This is a genomic window from Pseudonocardia sp. KRD291, from assembly GCF_019263595.1.
GTDB lineage: Bacteria > Actinomycetota > Actinomycetes > Mycobacteriales > Pseudonocardiaceae > Pseudonocardia.
In genome coordinates this window covers 1-14,932 of record NZ_JADQDD010000156.1, presented here as the reverse complement: position 1 = coordinate 14,932, position 14,932 = coordinate 1, and the positions used below count along the sequence as shown (strand labels likewise).

Sequence of the window (14,932 nt, the reverse complement as noted above, 5' to 3'; positions counted from 1 at the left end):
GTGCCGCTGCGCGGCGAGCGCTCCGCGATCCGTGCGTTCGCCGAGCGGGCGCGCATCCGGAAGGTCAGCGCCCGGCTCGTCGACGCGCGTGCGGCCGCGGTCGCGTCGCGAAGGCGGGCGCGGGGGGTCCGCCGGGGCCGCGCGTCGCCCGGCCCGGTGGCCGTTCAGGACTGCAGGGTGCGGTCGCGGTGACGGCTGCGGGTGCCGGCCGCGGCGAGGGCCGCTCGTCCCAGGGGGTAGGCCAGGCGTCCGCTCAGCCGGCGTTGCCAGGCGAGTGGGCGCAGGGACTCGCGTACCGCGTCCGGGGCGTAGCCGCCCATCTCCTCCTCGAAGGCGTGCAGCGCCAGCGGGGTCGTCGTCACGCCGTCGCGGGCGGCGAGCAGGTGCCGGGTGAGGACGTCGGCGTCACGGATCGCGGTGGACGCGCCACGCCCACCGGTCGGTGGCATCGCGTGCACCGCATCGCCGAGCGCGGTCACCGTCCCGGCCGGCCAGGGGGTCGGGTCGGCGTCCGGGTTCGCGGCGCGGAACCGGAAGTGCGCGACCGTCGACGGGTCGGTCCGCGCGACGAGCTCGCGGAACGCGGGGTCCCAGCCACGGAACAGGTCCAGGCCCAGCCCGACCAGGCCAGAACCGTCGAGGTCTTCCGGACGCACCGGAAATCCGTCGGCGGGCAGGCCGGGCGCCCACAGCAGGTACGGATCCTCGGTGCGGGCGGGCACCGTCGTGCAGGTGGCCGGATCGACGATCATCGAGGTCACCGGGTCGTGCAGTGTCAGGAACGCACCCACCCCGCCTGGGCCGATCGCCAGGGCCGGGCCGGACCACAGCTGGGCCGGCACGAGCGCGCGGGCCGTCCGGTCGAGCGGGACCCGCCCGGCCAGCGACTCGATCCCGGTCGGGTGGTCGGTGCGGGCACCGGCGAGCCGTGTCACCACACGGGACCCGACGCCGTCGGCACCGACCAGCACGTGTCCCTCGTCGGTGGAGCCGTCGGCAAACTCCGCGGTGACGCTTCCGTCGCGTCCCACCCGGTGGCCGGTGAACTCCGAGCCGAAATGCAGCGCGTCGCCGAGATCGTGGCAGAGGAGCTCGCGCAGCGGGATCCGGCCGATCATGACCCGTTCCCCGTCGTCCTGGCGCTCGCTGATCAGGACCCGCATCCGGTGGTCGCCGAACGTGAACCGCCGGAACGACGCGCCGCCTGCCGAGCTGGCCAGCACCGCCTGCCACAGGGCCGCCGGCAGCCGGCGGGCGAGCGCGTCCCGCGCGAGCGCTCCCAGATGCAGCCGGTACCCGCCGGTGGTCGACGGGCGGGCGTCCCGGTCGTGCACCGACACGTCGACGCCCTCGCGCCGCAGGCCTTGGGCCAGCGTCAGCCCGCCGATCCCGGCGCCGATCACGATCACGCGCATGTGCCTCTCCTGACTATCAGGTACCTGCTTTAATGGAAGGTACCTGATAGTTTCTGGGCATGCCCTACGACGACGTCCCGCTCTGGGAGCTGATCCAGACCTCGCACGTGGTGGCGCGGGGGTTCCACCGCGTGTTCGCCGAGGCCGGGCTGACAGCGACCCAGTTCGGGGTGCTGGCCGAGCTCGACGACCGGGAGTCCACCGGCGGGCCCGCGCCGAGCCAGGCCGAGCTGGCCCGGGTGACGCTGCTGCGCCCGCAGAGCGTGGGGGAGCTGGTCGCCTCGCTGGTGGAACGGGGGCTGGTCCGCCGGGACGGCCCGGCCGGGCGCGGCCGGCGAACCGGCCTCGAGCTGACCGACGCCGGACGCGGCGCGTTACACCGGGCGTTCCCGCTGGTCCAGGCGTTCAACACGCCGACGGCGATGGGGCTCGACGCCGGCGAGGCGCGAGAGCTGACGCGCATGATGCGACGGGTACGGGAGACCCTCGACGGGGCCGAGAACGCGACGTCCGGAAAGGCCGCGGGTCGGGTGGACCCCGAAACACCCCGGGAAGCGACCGGGACCGCGCCGCGCGGCTGATCACGACGGGGGCCGCCGGTCGCGCGGCCACGGGTCGTCGGTGAGCGGTGGGCGGCCCGTACGGACAGGGCGGAAGCGGCATACTGAAGATCGTGCGTTCCCCGTTGACCTCTCCCCGTCCGGTCGTGCTGGCGGTCGCGGTCGTGGTGGTGCTCGTGGCGGGCGCGGTCGTGGCCCTCGTGCGTCCCTGGGGCGGCCCGGACGACGCCGCGCAGCGCTTCGTCACCTCCTGGGCCGCCGGTGACGACGCCGGCGCGGCCGCGGTGACCAGCGACCCCGCCGCCGCGGGCGCCTTCCTGGGCAAGGCCCGTCAGGACCTCGCGCCGGTGGCGCTGCGCGCGGACGTGGTCGGCGTGCGCACCGAGGGCGACGGCGCCACCGCCGACGTGGACGTCGCGTGGGACCTGGGGCAGAACCGCAGCTGGAGCTACCGCACCGCGTTGCCGCTGCAGCGCTCCGACGCTCCCGACACCGGCGATGGCGCCGCCAACGAGACGGGCTGGCAGGTCGCGTGGTCCCCGGCGGTCGTCGCGCCGCGGCTCGGCGAGGGGCAGCGCCCGGTGCTGCGCACCACCACCGCGGACCCGGCCCCGGTGCTCGACGCCTCCGGTGCGCCGCTGCTCGCTCCGACGCCGGTCGTCACGGTGACGCTGGACCGGCGCGCCGCGGGCGACCTCGGCTCCACCGCAGGCACCCTCGCGTCGGCGCTGTCGGGCATCGACCCGGCGATCACCCGTGCCTCGATCACCGACGGTGCGACGAAGACCCCGGACGGGCAGGCCTACACCGTCGCCGTCCTGCGCGAGCCCGACTACCAGGGCGTCCGCGACCGGATCTACGACCTGCCCGGTGTCCGGTTCGTCTCGGCGACCCGGCTGGTCGCGCCGGACCCGGACTTCGCCACGCAGGTACTCGCCGGCGTCCGCACCGAGACCGAGGCCCAGACCGGCGGGACGCCCGGATGGACGGTGGACGCCGTCGGGTCGAACGGCGCCACCGTCGCGTCGCTGGCCGGCGCGCCGCCCGGTCCGGGCACCCCGGCCCGGGTAACGCTGGACCGGGGCGTGCAGGACGCCGCCGAGGCGGCCGTGCGCGGGCAGACGCGCCAGGCCGCGATCGTGGCGATCCGGCCCTCGACCGGGGCCGTGCTGGCCGTCGCGCAGAACGACGCGGCGAACGCGGCCGGGCCGATCGCGCTGTCGGGGCGCTACCCCCCGGGGTCCACGTTCAAGATCGCGACGGCGTACGCGGCGCTGCAGGGTGGCCGGGTCACGCCGCAGACCCCGCTGGAGTGTCCGGGCACCACCGTGATCAACGGCCGGACGATCCCGAACGAGGACAGCTTCGCGCTCGGCACCGTCCCGCTGACCCAGACGTTCGCGAAGTCCTGCAACACCACGTTCTCCCGGCTCGCGCTCGGCCTGGCGCCGGACGCGCTGCCCGCCGCCGCGCTGGCCCTGGGCTTCGGCTCCGACTACAAGATCCCCGGCCTGACCACGGTCACCGGCTCGATCGACCCGGCCACCGACGACCTGCAGCGCGCCTCCGACGGCTTCGGGCAGGGTGACGTGCTGGCCAGCCCGTTCGGGATGGCGCTGATGGCCGCGACGGTGGCCAAGGGTGCGCCGGTGACGCCGCAGCTGGTCGCGAACCGGCCCACCGAGACGCTGAAGGCGCCGACCGCCCCGGACCCCGCCGTGCTGGAGCGGCTGCGCCCGATGATGCGCGCCGTGGTGACCGAGGGCACCGCGACCGCGGTCGCCGGGCAGGGCGAGGTGTACGGCAAGACCGGCACCGCCGAGTTCGCCGGGCCGGCCGGGGAGAACCGCGCGCACGGCTGGTTCGTCGGCTACCGGGGCGACCTCGCGTTCGCCACGCTGATCGTCGACGGCGGCTCGTCCGGCCCGGCGGTGCAGCTCACCTCCCGGTTCCTGGGCGGCGTGCCGCAGTAGTCACACGACCGGGTCACCGTCCGGCGGGGGTGTGCTTGCCCGGCGGCCTACCCTGGTTCGGTGGCCCCCGCCCGGATACCCGCTCTCGCCCTCGCGGCCGACCTGGTCGCGGTGGTGGTGTTCGCCGCGATCGGCCGGGTCAGCCACGCCGAGGCGGACAGCCTGCTCGGGCTTCTCGGCACCGCGGCGCCGTTCGTCGTCGGCGCCGGCGCGGCGTGGGTCTCACCGTGGGTCCGGGCCGCTCCGGCGAGCATGCGGGCCGGGGGCATCGTCGTGGCCGGGGCGGTGGTGGTCGGGCTGCTGCTGCGGCTGGGCTTCACCGGCAGCCTGCCCGCGACGTTCGCGCTGGTCACCGCCGTCTCGCTGGCCGTGCTGATGCTCGGCTGGCGCACCCTGGCGATGCTGGTCGCGCGGCTCGGCGTGCCGGGGGAGCGGCGCACGCCCGGCGGGTGAGCGGCGGCACCGGGCCGGGAGCCCGGCACCGGACCTAGAATGGGGTCATGTCCGCCCGCACGTTGCTCGTTCCCGGCACACCCACCCCCCTGCGTGAGGTCCCGGCGCACATCCCGCGCCCGGAGTACGTCGGGAAGCCCGCGCCGGCGCGCAGCCGCGCCTCCGACGTGCAGACCCCCGAGGTCATCGAGGCCATGCGGTACGCCGGGAGGATCGCGGCGCAGGCGCTGGTCGCCGCAGGCGAGGCGGTGAAGCCGGGCGTCACCACCGACGACGTCGACCGCGTGGTGCACGAGTTCTTCGTCGACCACGACGTCTACCCGTCGACGCTGGGCTACCGCGGCTTCCCGAAGTCCTGCTGCACCAGCCTCAACGAGGTCATCTGCCACGGGATCCCGGACACCACGGTGATCAACGATGGCGACATCGTGAACGTCGACGTCACCGGGTTCGTCGGAGGCGTGCACGGCGACACGAACGCCACGTTCCTGGCCGGCGACGTCGCCGAGGAGAACCGGCTGCTCGTCGAGCGTACGCACGAGGCCACCATGCGGGCGATCAAGGCGGTGCGCCCGGGCCGCGAGCTCAACGTCGTCGGGCGCGTGATCGAGTCCTACGCCAAGCGCTTCGGCTACGGCGTGGTCCGCGACTTCACCGGGCACGGCATCGGCCGCGAGTTCCACTCCGGGCTGGTGGTGCTGCACTACGACCAGCCCGACGTGCACATCGTCCTCGAGCCCGGGATGACGTTCACGATCGAGCCGATGATCACCCTCGGCGGCATCGACCACGACACCTGGGACGACGACTGGACCGTGGTCACCCAGGACCGCTCCTGGACCGCGCAGTTCGAGCACACCGTGCTGGTCACCGACGACGGCGCGGAGATCCTGACCCTGCCCTGAGCGGCCCTGCCCGGAACGGCACTGCCCTGAGCGGCCCGTTCACCGCGGCGACGCCGCGACCCGCACCCGCGTGCTCCCGCCGCCGGACAGGAACGCCGCCATCCGTCGTCCCTCCTCGGCGACGCACGCGCGGTCGGCCCGGGAGAAGCGGCGCAGCGGCGTGACGGCCACGGTGCCGTCTTCGACGGTCCACGTCGCGGTGTTGTCGACGGTCCACGTCGCGGCGACCCGGCCGTCGACGAGGACGGCGCGCTGCCCGGCCACGGACAGGCCGCGGTGCGCGTCGTCGATGATCCGGCTGCGGTCGTCGTAGCCGAGGATCGCGTTGTCGAACGCCGGCAGGAACCGCACCGGGGCCGGGGTGTCCGGGTCCGGGCGCGGCGCGTGGGGGAGGTCGAGCAGCTCGCGGCCGCGCTCGTCGCGGAACGAGACCAGCTCCTCGCGCACGGCGGCCACCGCCGCGGGCAGGCCGGCGAGTCCGCACCAGGCGCGCAGGTCGGCCGAGGCGGCCGGGCCGAACGCGGCGAGGTAGCGCCGCACCAGGGCGGCCCCGGTTCGGTCGGAGCCCGCCGGGCCGAGCGGTTCGGCCTCGCGTCCCAGCCAGGACGAGAGCAGCAGGTTGCGCGCCCCCGCCCGCGAGCCCCACACCCCGCGCGGCGGCAGCTGCACCATCGGGACCTCGACGATCGCGGCCTCGCCGAGCACTCTCGCCCCGGGTGCCGGCCAGTGCTGCGCGAGCGCCCGCCCGAGATCGGTCATCGAGCGGGGCTCGCCGTCGGCCATCGCCGTCCGGACCGTGGACGCGAGCTCGTCGAGATCGACCCCGTCGAGCTCGGCGCGGTAGACGCCGAGCAGCCGCTGGCGCAGCATCGCCGCGTGCCGGGAGCGCCAGGCCAGGGCGTCGTCGGCGGTGACGAGGTGGACCGTGCGCCGCATCAGGTGCGTCCGGACCAGCCGCCGCTCGACGAGCAGGTCCGAGAGCGCCGCCGGGTCGAACCCGCGCAGCCGCGACCACAGCCCGAGGAACGGTTCCTGCGGCTCCTGGGCCTGCAGCCCGCCGAGGTGGGACACGGCGTCGAGGACACCCACGTCGGCGCGTTCGAGCAGGAGCTGGCGGGCCAGCGCCGCGCGGTTGAGCGCCCGTGCGTCGAGTCGGGTCATCGGGCAACTTTCCAGGATCGAGGACGGGGACGGCGGGTGGGCACGGGAAGCCGTGCCCACCCGCCGAGCTCAGGACGCGTCGTAGGGCACCGCGACGTCGACGACCCATGTGATCCCGAAGCGGTCGGTGAGCATCCCGTAGAGGGGCGCCCACTGTGCGGGCTCCAGCGGTACCCGCACCGTCGCGCCCTCGCAGAGCCCCTTCCACAGGGCGGTGACCTCGTCGGCGGTCTCGCCGCGCAGTGACAGGAAGAACGAGTCCTGCCCCCGGCTCCAGGGCTGCTCGGCCGGCACGTCGTAGGCCATCACGTGGACGCCGTCGGCGTCGGCGACCTGGCCCCACTTGACCTGGTCGATCTCCGACGGGTCCACGGGGACGCCCATGTCGCCGTTGGTGACGACCACCAGCTCACCGTCGAAGACGGACCGGTAGAACTCGAGCGCTGCCCGGGCGTCGCCGCGGAAGTTCAGGTGGGCGACGGTGCTGACGGTCATGAGGTGCTCCTGGGGGTCGTTGCGGTGCTGACAGGAACAATGCTGTCGACGGTAGCGGTCAGCTTCTGGCCTCTACTGCGGCCAGAATGGGGGTCATGTTCGAGACCTCGGCGCGGCTGCTCTCGCTGCTCTCGTTGCTCCAGGCTCGCCGGGACTGGCCCGGGCAGCTGCTCGCCGAGCGTCTGGAGGTCAGCCCGCGCACCGTGCGCCGCGACGTCGACCGCCTGCGCGAGCTCGGCTACCCCATCGCGGGCACCAAGGGCCCGGACGGGGGCTACCGGCTCGAGGCCGGGACCGAGCTGCCGCCGCTGCTGTTCGACGACGAGCAGGCCGTGGCCCTCGCGGTGGCGCTGCAGACGGCCACCGCGACCGGAGCCGGCATCGCCGAGGCCGCGGCCCGCGCGCTGACCACCGTCCGCCAGGTCATGCCGGCCCGGCTGCGCCAACGCATCGACGCGCTGCAGGTCACCGCCGTCGCACGGGCCGGGACCCGGCCGGAGCCGCAGGTCGGCACGGAGGTGCTGGTGACGCTCAGCGGTGCCGTGCGCGCTCGTGAGGTGCTGCGGTTCGACTACGCCGCACCCGGTGTCGACGGGCGGGGGGACGACGGGCGCGGGGGCGACGGGCGCGGAGACCGCCCACCGCGCCGGGTGGAGCCGCACCATCTCGTCACCTGGGGCGGGCGCTGGTATCTCGTGGCCTGGGACCTCGACCGCGGGGACTGGCGCACGTTCCGCGCCGACCGGATCACCCCACGCACCCCGAACGGGCCGCGGTTCCGCCCGCGGGAGCTGCCCGGGGGCGAGGACGTGGCCGCGTTCGTGTCCGGCCGGTTCCGGGGATCCGCGGGCCTCGACGGTGGCCGGCCCTGCCGCGGCGAGGTGATCCTCGACCTCCCCGCGTCGCAGGTGTACCCCTACGTCTCCGACGGGGTCGTCGAGGCCCTACCCGCCCTGGAGGGGGCGACCGGTCCGGACCGCTGCCGGCTCGTCCTCGGGTTGTGGTCCTGGCTCGGCCTGGCCGCGTCGCTGGGCTGAGACATCAGAGGGACGTCAGGCGGCGGCCTGGTGCTTGCGCAGGGCCTCGAGGGCGTCGTCGGCGTGCATGTCGAACTTCGACTCGCTGCCGATGTCGGCGATGATCTTCCGGTCCCGGCCGATCACGAACGTCTTGCGACGGGTGTGCAGGCCGCCCGGCAGCCAGGCGCGCCAGGCACCGAGGGACTTCGCGACCTTGTGCCCGGTGTCGGAGAGCAGCGGGAAGCCGAGCTGGTTCGACGTGGCGAACATCGACTGCTTGGTCACGTCGTCGCTGGAGATGCCGACCGGCTGGGCGCCGAGCGCGGCGAACTCGCCGGCCAGGTCGCGGAAGTGGCAGGCCTCCTGGGTGCAACCGCCGGACGAGGCGATCGGGTAGAAGAACAACACCACCGGGCCGCTCGCCAGCATCTCCGAGAGCTTTCGCGGGGTGCCGGTCTCGTCCTGCAGTTCGAAGTCGACGACCTCGTCACCGATGGCCATGGGTGTTCCTCCTGGGTGTGGGCGCCGCGCCGGTCGACGGGCCGCCATGATCGTGGATGCCCGTCACGACGTTCGCGCCGGGGGCGGCGATCGGTTCGATCCGGCGTCAGCTCGCGTCGGCCGGTTTCTTCGGGGGCAGCGGGAAGAAGCCGCTGGTGCGGCGTACGTACTCGGCGTAGCCGGGCCTGCGCTTGCCGATGCTGCGCTCGAGAAGCTTCGCGCCGGTGCCCTTGACCAGGTTGACCGTGATCAGCGCGACGCCGATCAGGCCGATGATCCCGGCGGCGTGGTGCAGCGCGATCAGCCCGAGGCCCCACCAGACGGCGGCGTCGCCGAAGTAGTTGGGGTGGCGTGTGTAGCGCCACAGACCGGAGTCCATGACCTGGCCCTTGTTCGCCGGGTCCGCGGTGAAGCGGGCCAGTTGGGCGTCGCCGACGGCCTCGAAGACGAACCCGACGCCCCACACGAGGGCGCCCAGCACCGCCGTCAGGACGCCCCAGAAGGTCGTGGAGTAGCCGTACTGTGCGAGCTGCACCGGCAGCGACACGACCCACATCACGACGCCCTGCGTGAGGTAGATCTTGCGGAACGCGTACCAGGTCGGGTTCCCGGGAGCCCGGCCCAGCATCTCGACGTAGCGCGGGTCCTCGGGCTTGCCGTGGTTGCGCCGGCCGATGTGCCAGGCCAGGCGCAATCCCCACACCGCGGTGAGGACCGTGACCAGCCACTGCCGCCATGCGTCGCCCTCGCCGGTCGCGGTGACGAGGGTGACCACGGCGATCAGCGCGAAACCGACACCCCACACGACGTCGATCCCGTCGTGCCGCCCGCCGCGCACCTTCACCGCGACGAGCAGGGCGACGGCCATCAGCACGAGCACGGCCAGGGCGCTGACCCAGAGGTTGGTCAGCAACGCCGACCAGGGGAACTGGCTACTCATGCCGTCATCGTGTCGGAGCGGACTCCGGCTCGCGCGCCGGGTCGGCCTCGGCGGGTGTGACGTCGGCGGCCAGGCGGTCCAGCGCCGGGTCGGCCCCGAGCGTGGCGGCCCGGCTGCGCGGCAGCCCGGAGCGTCCCTGCGCGTCCGGGCGCACCATCAGGATCTGGTGCACGCCCATCCTGTTCTCCTCGAACGCCAGGGCCGCGCCGGCCAGGTAGAGCAGCCAGATCCGGAACTGCTCCTCACCGATCAGCCGGACCGCCTCGGAACGGTTGTCCTGCAGCGTGTCCAGCCACGGCCGGACGGTCCACACGTAGTGCTCGCGCAGGCTGTGCACGTCGACGACCTCGTTGCCGGCGCGCTCCAGGAACCCGATCGTCTCGCCGACCGGGCGCATGTACATGTCCGGGGCGACGTAGGACTCCATGAACGCGCCGCCGCCGGGGGCGTTGTTCTCGCCCACCGCGCCGCGCGACATCTGCTGGATCAGCAGCCGTCCGTGCGGGCGCAGCAGCTTGTGCAGCTGCGCGGCGTAGACGGGGTAGTTGTCCTGCCCGACGTGCTCGCCCATCTCGATCGAGGAGATCGCGTCGAAGGCCTGGTCCGGACTGTGTTGCTCGGGGATGGCCCGGTAGTCCTGCAGCCGGATCTCCACCCGGTCGGACAGGCCGGCCTTCCGCACGCGCTCGATGCCGTGGTCGCGCTGCTGCGCCGAGAGCGTCACCCCGACCGCGTGCACGCCGTAGTGCTGCGCCGCGTGCACCAGCAGCGACGCCCAGCCGCAGCCGACGTCGAGCAGGCGCATCCCCGGCTTGAGACCGAGCTTGCGGCAGATCAGGTCCAGCTTGTCGCGCTGGGCGTCCTGCAGGCCGTAGTCGGGGCCGGCGTCCTGGGTCCAGTACCCGCAGGAGTAGGCCATCTGCGGGTCCAGCAGGAAGCCGTAGAACTCGTTCGACAGGTCGTAGTGGTGGCTGATCGCGGCCCGGTCGCGGCGACGCGAGTGCAGCCCGCCCGAGAGCACCGCCTCCGACGCCGGGGGCTTCGGCTTCGGGCCGATCGCGCGCAGCCGCAGCGCGGTGCGCAGCGCATCGATCTTCTGCGCCCTGCTCATCGACGGGGAGCCGGTGCCGGAGCGGGCCAGCTTCCAGAAGCGGGACAGCCCGTCGGCGATGTCGCCCTCGAAGTCCAGGTCCCCGGACACGAACGCCCGGGCCAGGCCCAGCTCGCCCGGGCTCCACAGCAGCCGTCGCAGGGCACGGCGGCGGCGCACGATGACCACCGGGGCGGTCGGGTCGTGGACGGCGCCGGCCTCACTGGCGTCCCAGGCCCGCAGCCGCACCGGCGGCGGCGAGCCGAGGACACCCTCGATCAGGTTCGCCAGCTGCGCGGCGACGGTCGGCTTGGACACGGTGGGCTCCTTACGCGTGGGCACGGGGATCAGAAGGACGGGCGGCGCTGCAGCGAGAGCTGGAAGACGTCGAGGTAGCCGACCCGGAAGCCGGCCTCGCAGTAGCCGAGGTAGAACTCCCACATCCGGCGGAACGTCTCGTCGAAGCCCATGTCGGCGACCTCGGACCAGCGGGACAGGAACGTCTCGCGCCAGTGCCCGAGCGTGCGGGCGTAGTCGTACCCCAGGCTGCGGCGCTCGGCGATGTGCAGCGACGTGTCCTGGGCCAGGTTGTGCTCGATGGAGGTCACCGACGGGATCAGCCCGCCGGGGAAGACGTACTTGTGGATCCAGGTGTAGTCGTTCTTGGACACCGCCAGCCGGTCGTGCGGCATGGTGATCGCCTGCAGGCCGACCTTGCCGCCGGGGGCGAGCAGCCGGTCCAGCGCGCCGAAGTAGGTCGGCCAGTACGCCTCGCCGACGGCCTCGACCATCTCGACGCTGACCACGGCGTCGTAGCTGCCCTGGGCCTCGCGGTAGTCGCGTAGCAGGACCTGCACGCGGTCGGCGACGCCCTCGCGCTCCAGGCGCTGCTCGGCCAGGGCCTTCTGCTCGGCCGAGATGGTCAGCGTGGTGACCCGGGCCCCGCGCTGCGCGGCGCGGGTGGCCAGGCCGCCCCAGCCGGTGCCGATCTCGAGGACGTGCATGCCGTCGCGCACGCCCGCCATGTCCAGGATGCCGTCGATCTTGCGGCGCTGGGCGTCGGCGAGGTCGTCGCTGCCCTGTGCGAACCAGGCCGCGCTGTAGGACATCGTCTCGTCGAGGAACAATGCGAACAGGTCGTTGGACAGGTCGTAGTGGCGGTGGATGTTCTCCCGCGACCCCTCCAGCGAGTTGACCTCCTCGCGCGGCTGGCGGGCCTCGACGTAGCGCCGTGCCATCCGCTGCAGCACCGGCGGGATCAGGGTCGAGAGCTTCGCCGCGAACGGGGTGAGCAGGCCGGGCAGGTCGGTCGTGGTCCAGTCGCCGACCATGTAGCTCTCGCCGAAGCCGATCTTGGAGTCGACGCCCATCCGGGCGAAGAACGACGCCGGGCGCTCGATCCGCATGACCGGGGAGTCCGGGCCGCCGGCTCCGATCCGCTCCCCGCCGGGGAACACCACCCGCACCGGCAGCGTGCGCACCGCGCGGCGGAACAGCCCCTCGGCGATGCGGGCCTTGGCCGGGGCCACCGGCGGGGTGGCCAGGCCGGGCCAGACGCCCTCGTTCGGTCGCGGCACGGCGTGTGTGGACGGGCGGGCCGCCCCGTTGCGTGCCCGCGGGGTCGCGGTGGCCTGGCGGAGATCGTGGTGTGTGGTCATCGCGTGACCCCCTTCTGCGGGCGGTGGGTGGGACGTGGGACGACGGGGAGCCGGCGCAGCCACAGCGCGATGCCGTGGCGGCGGATCAGGGCCGAGGTGCGCTGGGTGACCAGCGGGCGGCGCAGTACCGTGCGCAGCACCTCCCGCGTGATCGCCGGCCTGCGGCACCCGGCCAGGGTGGCGGTGAGCGCGATCGTGTCGTTCTGGCGCAGGGTGATCGACACGGCGAGACGGTCGGTCGGCTCGCGCAGCAGCATCGAGTACTGCCCGTCGACGGTCATGAACGGCGAGACGTAGAAGTCCTTCTCGGTGCTCGCCCGCCCGTCCGGGTCGGGGTGGAGCAGGTAGCAGTGCCGCTCCCCGTAGGTGTTGTGCACCTCGGCGATCACGCAGGCGAGCCCGCCGTCGCGATCGTGGCACCAGAACACCGAGATCGGGTTGAACACATACCCGAGCACCCGGGCGTGGGCGAGCATCAGGACCTGTCCGCCGCGCAGGTCGATCCCGTGCAACCCCAGGTAGGCGTCGACGTTGTCGCGGATCGAGCGGTCCGGGTCGCCGAGGTGGTCGGTCGCGCGGAACCCGGCGAACGGGCGCAGCCAGACCGGCAGGTGCGGCATCTCGTCCAGGTCGACCAGCCACAGGTAGATCGGGTGGCTGAACCGGTAGTCCCGGCCCTGGCGCCGGACGTGGCGCACCACCGAGTCGTAGATCGCCGGGGCGAGGGTGGTCTGCTCGGCCCGGGTGCGCTCCGGAGCGCTCATCGGGACCATCCCGGGCCCAGCGGCTGCTCGGACAACGCCTGGGCGGCGCGGACGCCGGAGACGCAGCCGTCCTCGTGGAAGCCCCAGCCGTGATACGCCCCGGCGAACGCGGTCACCCCGGTGTTCAGCGCGGGCAGGCGGCGCTGCGCGGCGACCGACTCCGGGGTGTAGATCGGGTGCTCGTAGTCCATCTTCGCCACGACCGCGTCCGGGTCGACGCGGCCGGTGCCGTTGAGGGTGACCACCCAGTCGTCGGGGTCGGTGAGGCGCTGCAGCCGGTTCATGTCGTAGCTGACCAGGACCGGGGTCTCTGCCGAGTCGCGGCACGAGGGCTTGAGGTAGTTCCACGACGCGCGGGCGCCCTTGGAGCGCGGCAGCAGCGACGTGTCGTGGTGCAGCCAGACCTCGTTCGGCGAGTACTCGAACGCGCCGAGGACCTCGCGCTCGTCGTCGGTGGCGTCGGCGAGCAGTGCCAACGCCTGGTCCGGGTGGGTGGCCACGACGACCCGGTCGAACCCGTGCACCGCGTCCGCGTCGTCGCGGACCTCGACGCCGGCCGGGGTGCGCAGCACCGACCGGACCGGGGTCGCGGTGCGGACCGCGCCGAGCCCCTTGACCAGCCGCGACACGTAGGCCTGGGAGCCGCCGGTGACGGTCCGCCACTGCGGCGAGCCGCCGATGCCGAGCATCCCGTGGTGGTCGAGGAAAGTGAACAGGTAGCGGGCCGGGTAGCTCAGCGAGACCGCCGCGCCCGCCGACCAGACGCACGACACGACCGGGATCATGAAGTGCTCGACGAAGTAGCGCGAGTAGCCGCCGATCGTGAGGAAGGCGCCGAGGGTGACGTCGCCCGCGTCGTCGCCACCGTCCAGGAGCCGGCGCGCGTGCCGGTGGAAGCGGACGACCTCGCCGAGCATCTTGAGGTAGGCGGGCCGGGTCACGTTCGAGGCCTGCGGGAACAGGCCGCCGATCTTCTGCGCCCCGGCGTACTCCAGGCCACAGCCGTCGCAGCGCACGCTCATCGACATGTCCGAGTCCTGCGTCGGCACGCCGAGCTCGCCGAACAGGCGCAGCAGGTTCGGGTAGGTCCGGTCGTTGTGCACGATGAACCCGGTGTCGACGTTGGTCAGGCCGCCGTCGGAGGTCCTCAGCTCGTGGGTGTGGGCGTGGCCGCCGATCCGGTCGTCGGCCTCGAACACGGTGACGTCGTAGGCGCGGCTGAGCAGGTGCGCGGCGGTCAGGCCGGCCACACCGCTGCCCACCACCGCGACACTCGGGCGGCTCGTCGCTGCGGCCTGGCTCATCGGGTTGCTCCTGTCAGTGCTGGTAGTGCCGTGCGGAGCCCACCCGGGGCGGGCTCCTGCATGGCTTTCGTAATACAACGGTCCAGGGGTTCGACACCGAGCTCACCGAGGACGAACCGCCGCACCAGCGACGACCAGTCGGTGGGCCGGCGCAGCATCGCGTGGCCGTCGCCGTGCACGTCGAAGCGGGCGACCCGGTCGGTCACCCGTCGGGCGCGGACGGCGTAGTCGAACGACGCGGCCGGGTCGGTCATCCGCTCCCGGTCCCCGTGCGCGATCAGCACGCTGCGCCCGGCCAGCTGCTCCACCGGGTCGCCCTCGAGCCACGGCGCCAGCGCGCAGACGGCGACGACACGGGGGACGGCAGCCGGCGAAGCCGGCGGGGTGGGAAAGACACTGCCTTCGCCCGCCGCGCGCAGCACGGCGCGACCGCCCATCGAGTGGCCCAGCAGGGCGACCGGGCGGCCGGGGTGGCGGCGGGTGACCTCGCCGACCGCCCAGGACGCGTCCCGGAAGGCGTCCATCGCCGTGCCGTTCCAGCCCCGGTAGCGGTAGCGCAGCAGGTAGACGGCCACGCCGGTCCCGCCGGCAGGAGCACCGTCACGGCGGTGGCCGCGACCGGCGCGTTCGAGCATCCGGGCGAACGGCACCATCCGCCAGTACGTGAGGCGGCGGCGGGCGCCGGTGTCGCGGC

General features: G+C 73.7%; 15 protein-coding genes. 5 read left to right on the top strand and 10 right to left on the bottom strand.

The features are described 5' to 3' along the window. Positions 1–164 precede the first annotated feature (164 nt). A complete protein-coding gene (locus I4I78_RS20310; protein WP_218613025.1) occupies positions 165–1,415 on the bottom strand; it encodes an NAD(P)/FAD-dependent oxidoreductase in 1,251 nt (416 codons plus the stop codon). A 59-nt stretch (positions 1,416–1,474) separates the two neighbouring features. Here I4I78_RS20310 and I4I78_RS20305 point away from each other — a divergent pair, with 59 nt between their 5' ends. The 4 genes from I4I78_RS20305 to map all read left to right on the top strand — a co-directional run bounded on the left by I4I78_RS20305 (position 1,475) and on the right by map (position 5,306). Next, positions 1,475–1,996: a MarR family winged helix-turn-helix transcriptional regulator gene (locus I4I78_RS20305; RefSeq protein WP_218613024.1), complete on the top strand. Its 522-nt coding sequence runs from the start codon at positions 1,475–1,477 to the stop codon at positions 1,994–1,996. A gap of 92 nt (positions 1,997–2,088) precedes the next feature. Next, entirely contained in the window at positions 2,089–3,948 is a 1,860-nt protein-coding gene (locus I4I78_RS20300) for a penicillin-binding transpeptidase domain-containing protein (protein WP_218613023.1), read from the top strand. 60 nt (positions 3,949–4,008) lie between these two features. Further along, positions 4,009–4,401: a DUF3054 domain-containing protein gene (locus I4I78_RS20295; RefSeq protein ID WP_218613022.1), complete on the top strand. Its 393-nt coding sequence runs from the start codon at positions 4,009–4,011 to the stop codon at positions 4,399–4,401. A gap of 47 nt (positions 4,402–4,448) precedes the next feature. After that, a complete protein-coding gene (gene map / locus I4I78_RS20290) occupies positions 4,449–5,306 on the top strand; it encodes a type I methionyl aminopeptidase (RefSeq protein WP_218613021.1) in 858 nt (285 codons plus the stop codon). Between the two features lie 39 nt (positions 5,307–5,345). Here map and I4I78_RS20285 read toward each other — a convergent pair whose 3' ends face one another. Together I4I78_RS20285 and I4I78_RS20280 are read right to left on the bottom strand one after the other, a co-directional pair. Next, positions 5,346–6,467, bottom strand: a complete 1,122-nt coding sequence (locus tag I4I78_RS20285; protein WP_218613020.1) for a winged helix DNA-binding domain-containing protein — start codon at positions 6,465–6,467, stop codon at positions 5,346–5,348. 69 nt (positions 6,468–6,536) lie between these two features. Continuing rightward, positions 6,537–6,962 carry a VOC family protein gene (locus tag I4I78_RS20280; protein ID WP_218613019.1) on the bottom strand — a complete coding sequence of 142 codons (426 nt, stop codon included), beginning with the start codon at positions 6,960–6,962 and terminating at the stop codon, positions 6,537–6,539. Positions 6,963–7,057: 95 nt separating this feature from the next. Here I4I78_RS20280 and I4I78_RS20275 point away from each other — a divergent pair, with 95 nt between their 5' ends. Continuing rightward, positions 7,058–7,999: a YafY family protein gene (locus tag I4I78_RS20275; RefSeq protein WP_218613018.1), complete on the top strand. Its 942-nt coding sequence runs from the start codon at positions 7,058–7,060 to the stop codon at positions 7,997–7,999. Positions 8,000–8,014: 15 nt separating this feature from the next. Here the strand turns inward: I4I78_RS20275 and I4I78_RS20270 are convergent, their stop codons facing one another. From I4I78_RS20270 to I4I78_RS20240, 7 genes are all read right to left on the bottom strand, one after another. After that, a complete protein-coding gene (locus I4I78_RS20270) occupies positions 8,015–8,482 on the bottom strand; it encodes a peroxiredoxin (protein WP_218613017.1) in 468 nt (155 codons plus the stop codon). A gap of 106 nt (positions 8,483–8,588) precedes the next feature. Then, entirely contained in the window at positions 8,589–9,422 is an 834-nt protein-coding gene (locus tag I4I78_RS20265) for a DUF1295 domain-containing protein (RefSeq protein ID WP_218613016.1), read from the bottom strand. A 4-nt stretch (positions 9,423–9,426) separates the two neighbouring features. Further along, complete coding sequence (locus I4I78_RS20260; protein WP_218613015.1) at positions 9,427–10,830, bottom strand: cyclopropane-fatty-acyl-phospholipid synthase family protein; 1,404 nt, start codon at positions 10,828–10,830, stop codon at positions 9,427–9,429. Between the two features lie 29 nt (positions 10,831–10,859). Then, positions 10,860–12,170, bottom strand: coding sequence for a cyclopropane-fatty-acyl-phospholipid synthase family protein (locus I4I78_RS20255; protein WP_218613014.1), 1,311 nt, complete (start codon positions 12,168–12,170; stop codon positions 10,860–10,862). Continuing rightward, the gene (locus I4I78_RS20250; RefSeq protein WP_218613013.1) at positions 12,167–12,934 is read right to left on the bottom strand and encodes a DUF1365 domain-containing protein; all 768 of its coding nucleotides are present in this window, start codon (positions 12,932–12,934) and stop codon (positions 12,167–12,169) included. The genes I4I78_RS20255 and I4I78_RS20250 overlap by 4 nt, the downstream gene beginning before the upstream one ends. Further along, entirely contained in the window at positions 12,931–14,238 is a 1,308-nt protein-coding gene (locus I4I78_RS20245) for an NAD(P)/FAD-dependent oxidoreductase (protein ID WP_218613012.1), read from the bottom strand. Before I4I78_RS20245 ends, I4I78_RS20250 begins: the two co-directional genes overlap by 4 nt. Continuing rightward, positions 14,235–14,932: alpha/beta hydrolase (locus I4I78_RS20240; RefSeq protein WP_218613011.1), on the bottom strand; the 698-nt coding region annotated here is incomplete at its 5' end. The genes I4I78_RS20245 and I4I78_RS20240, both read right to left, overlap by 4 nt.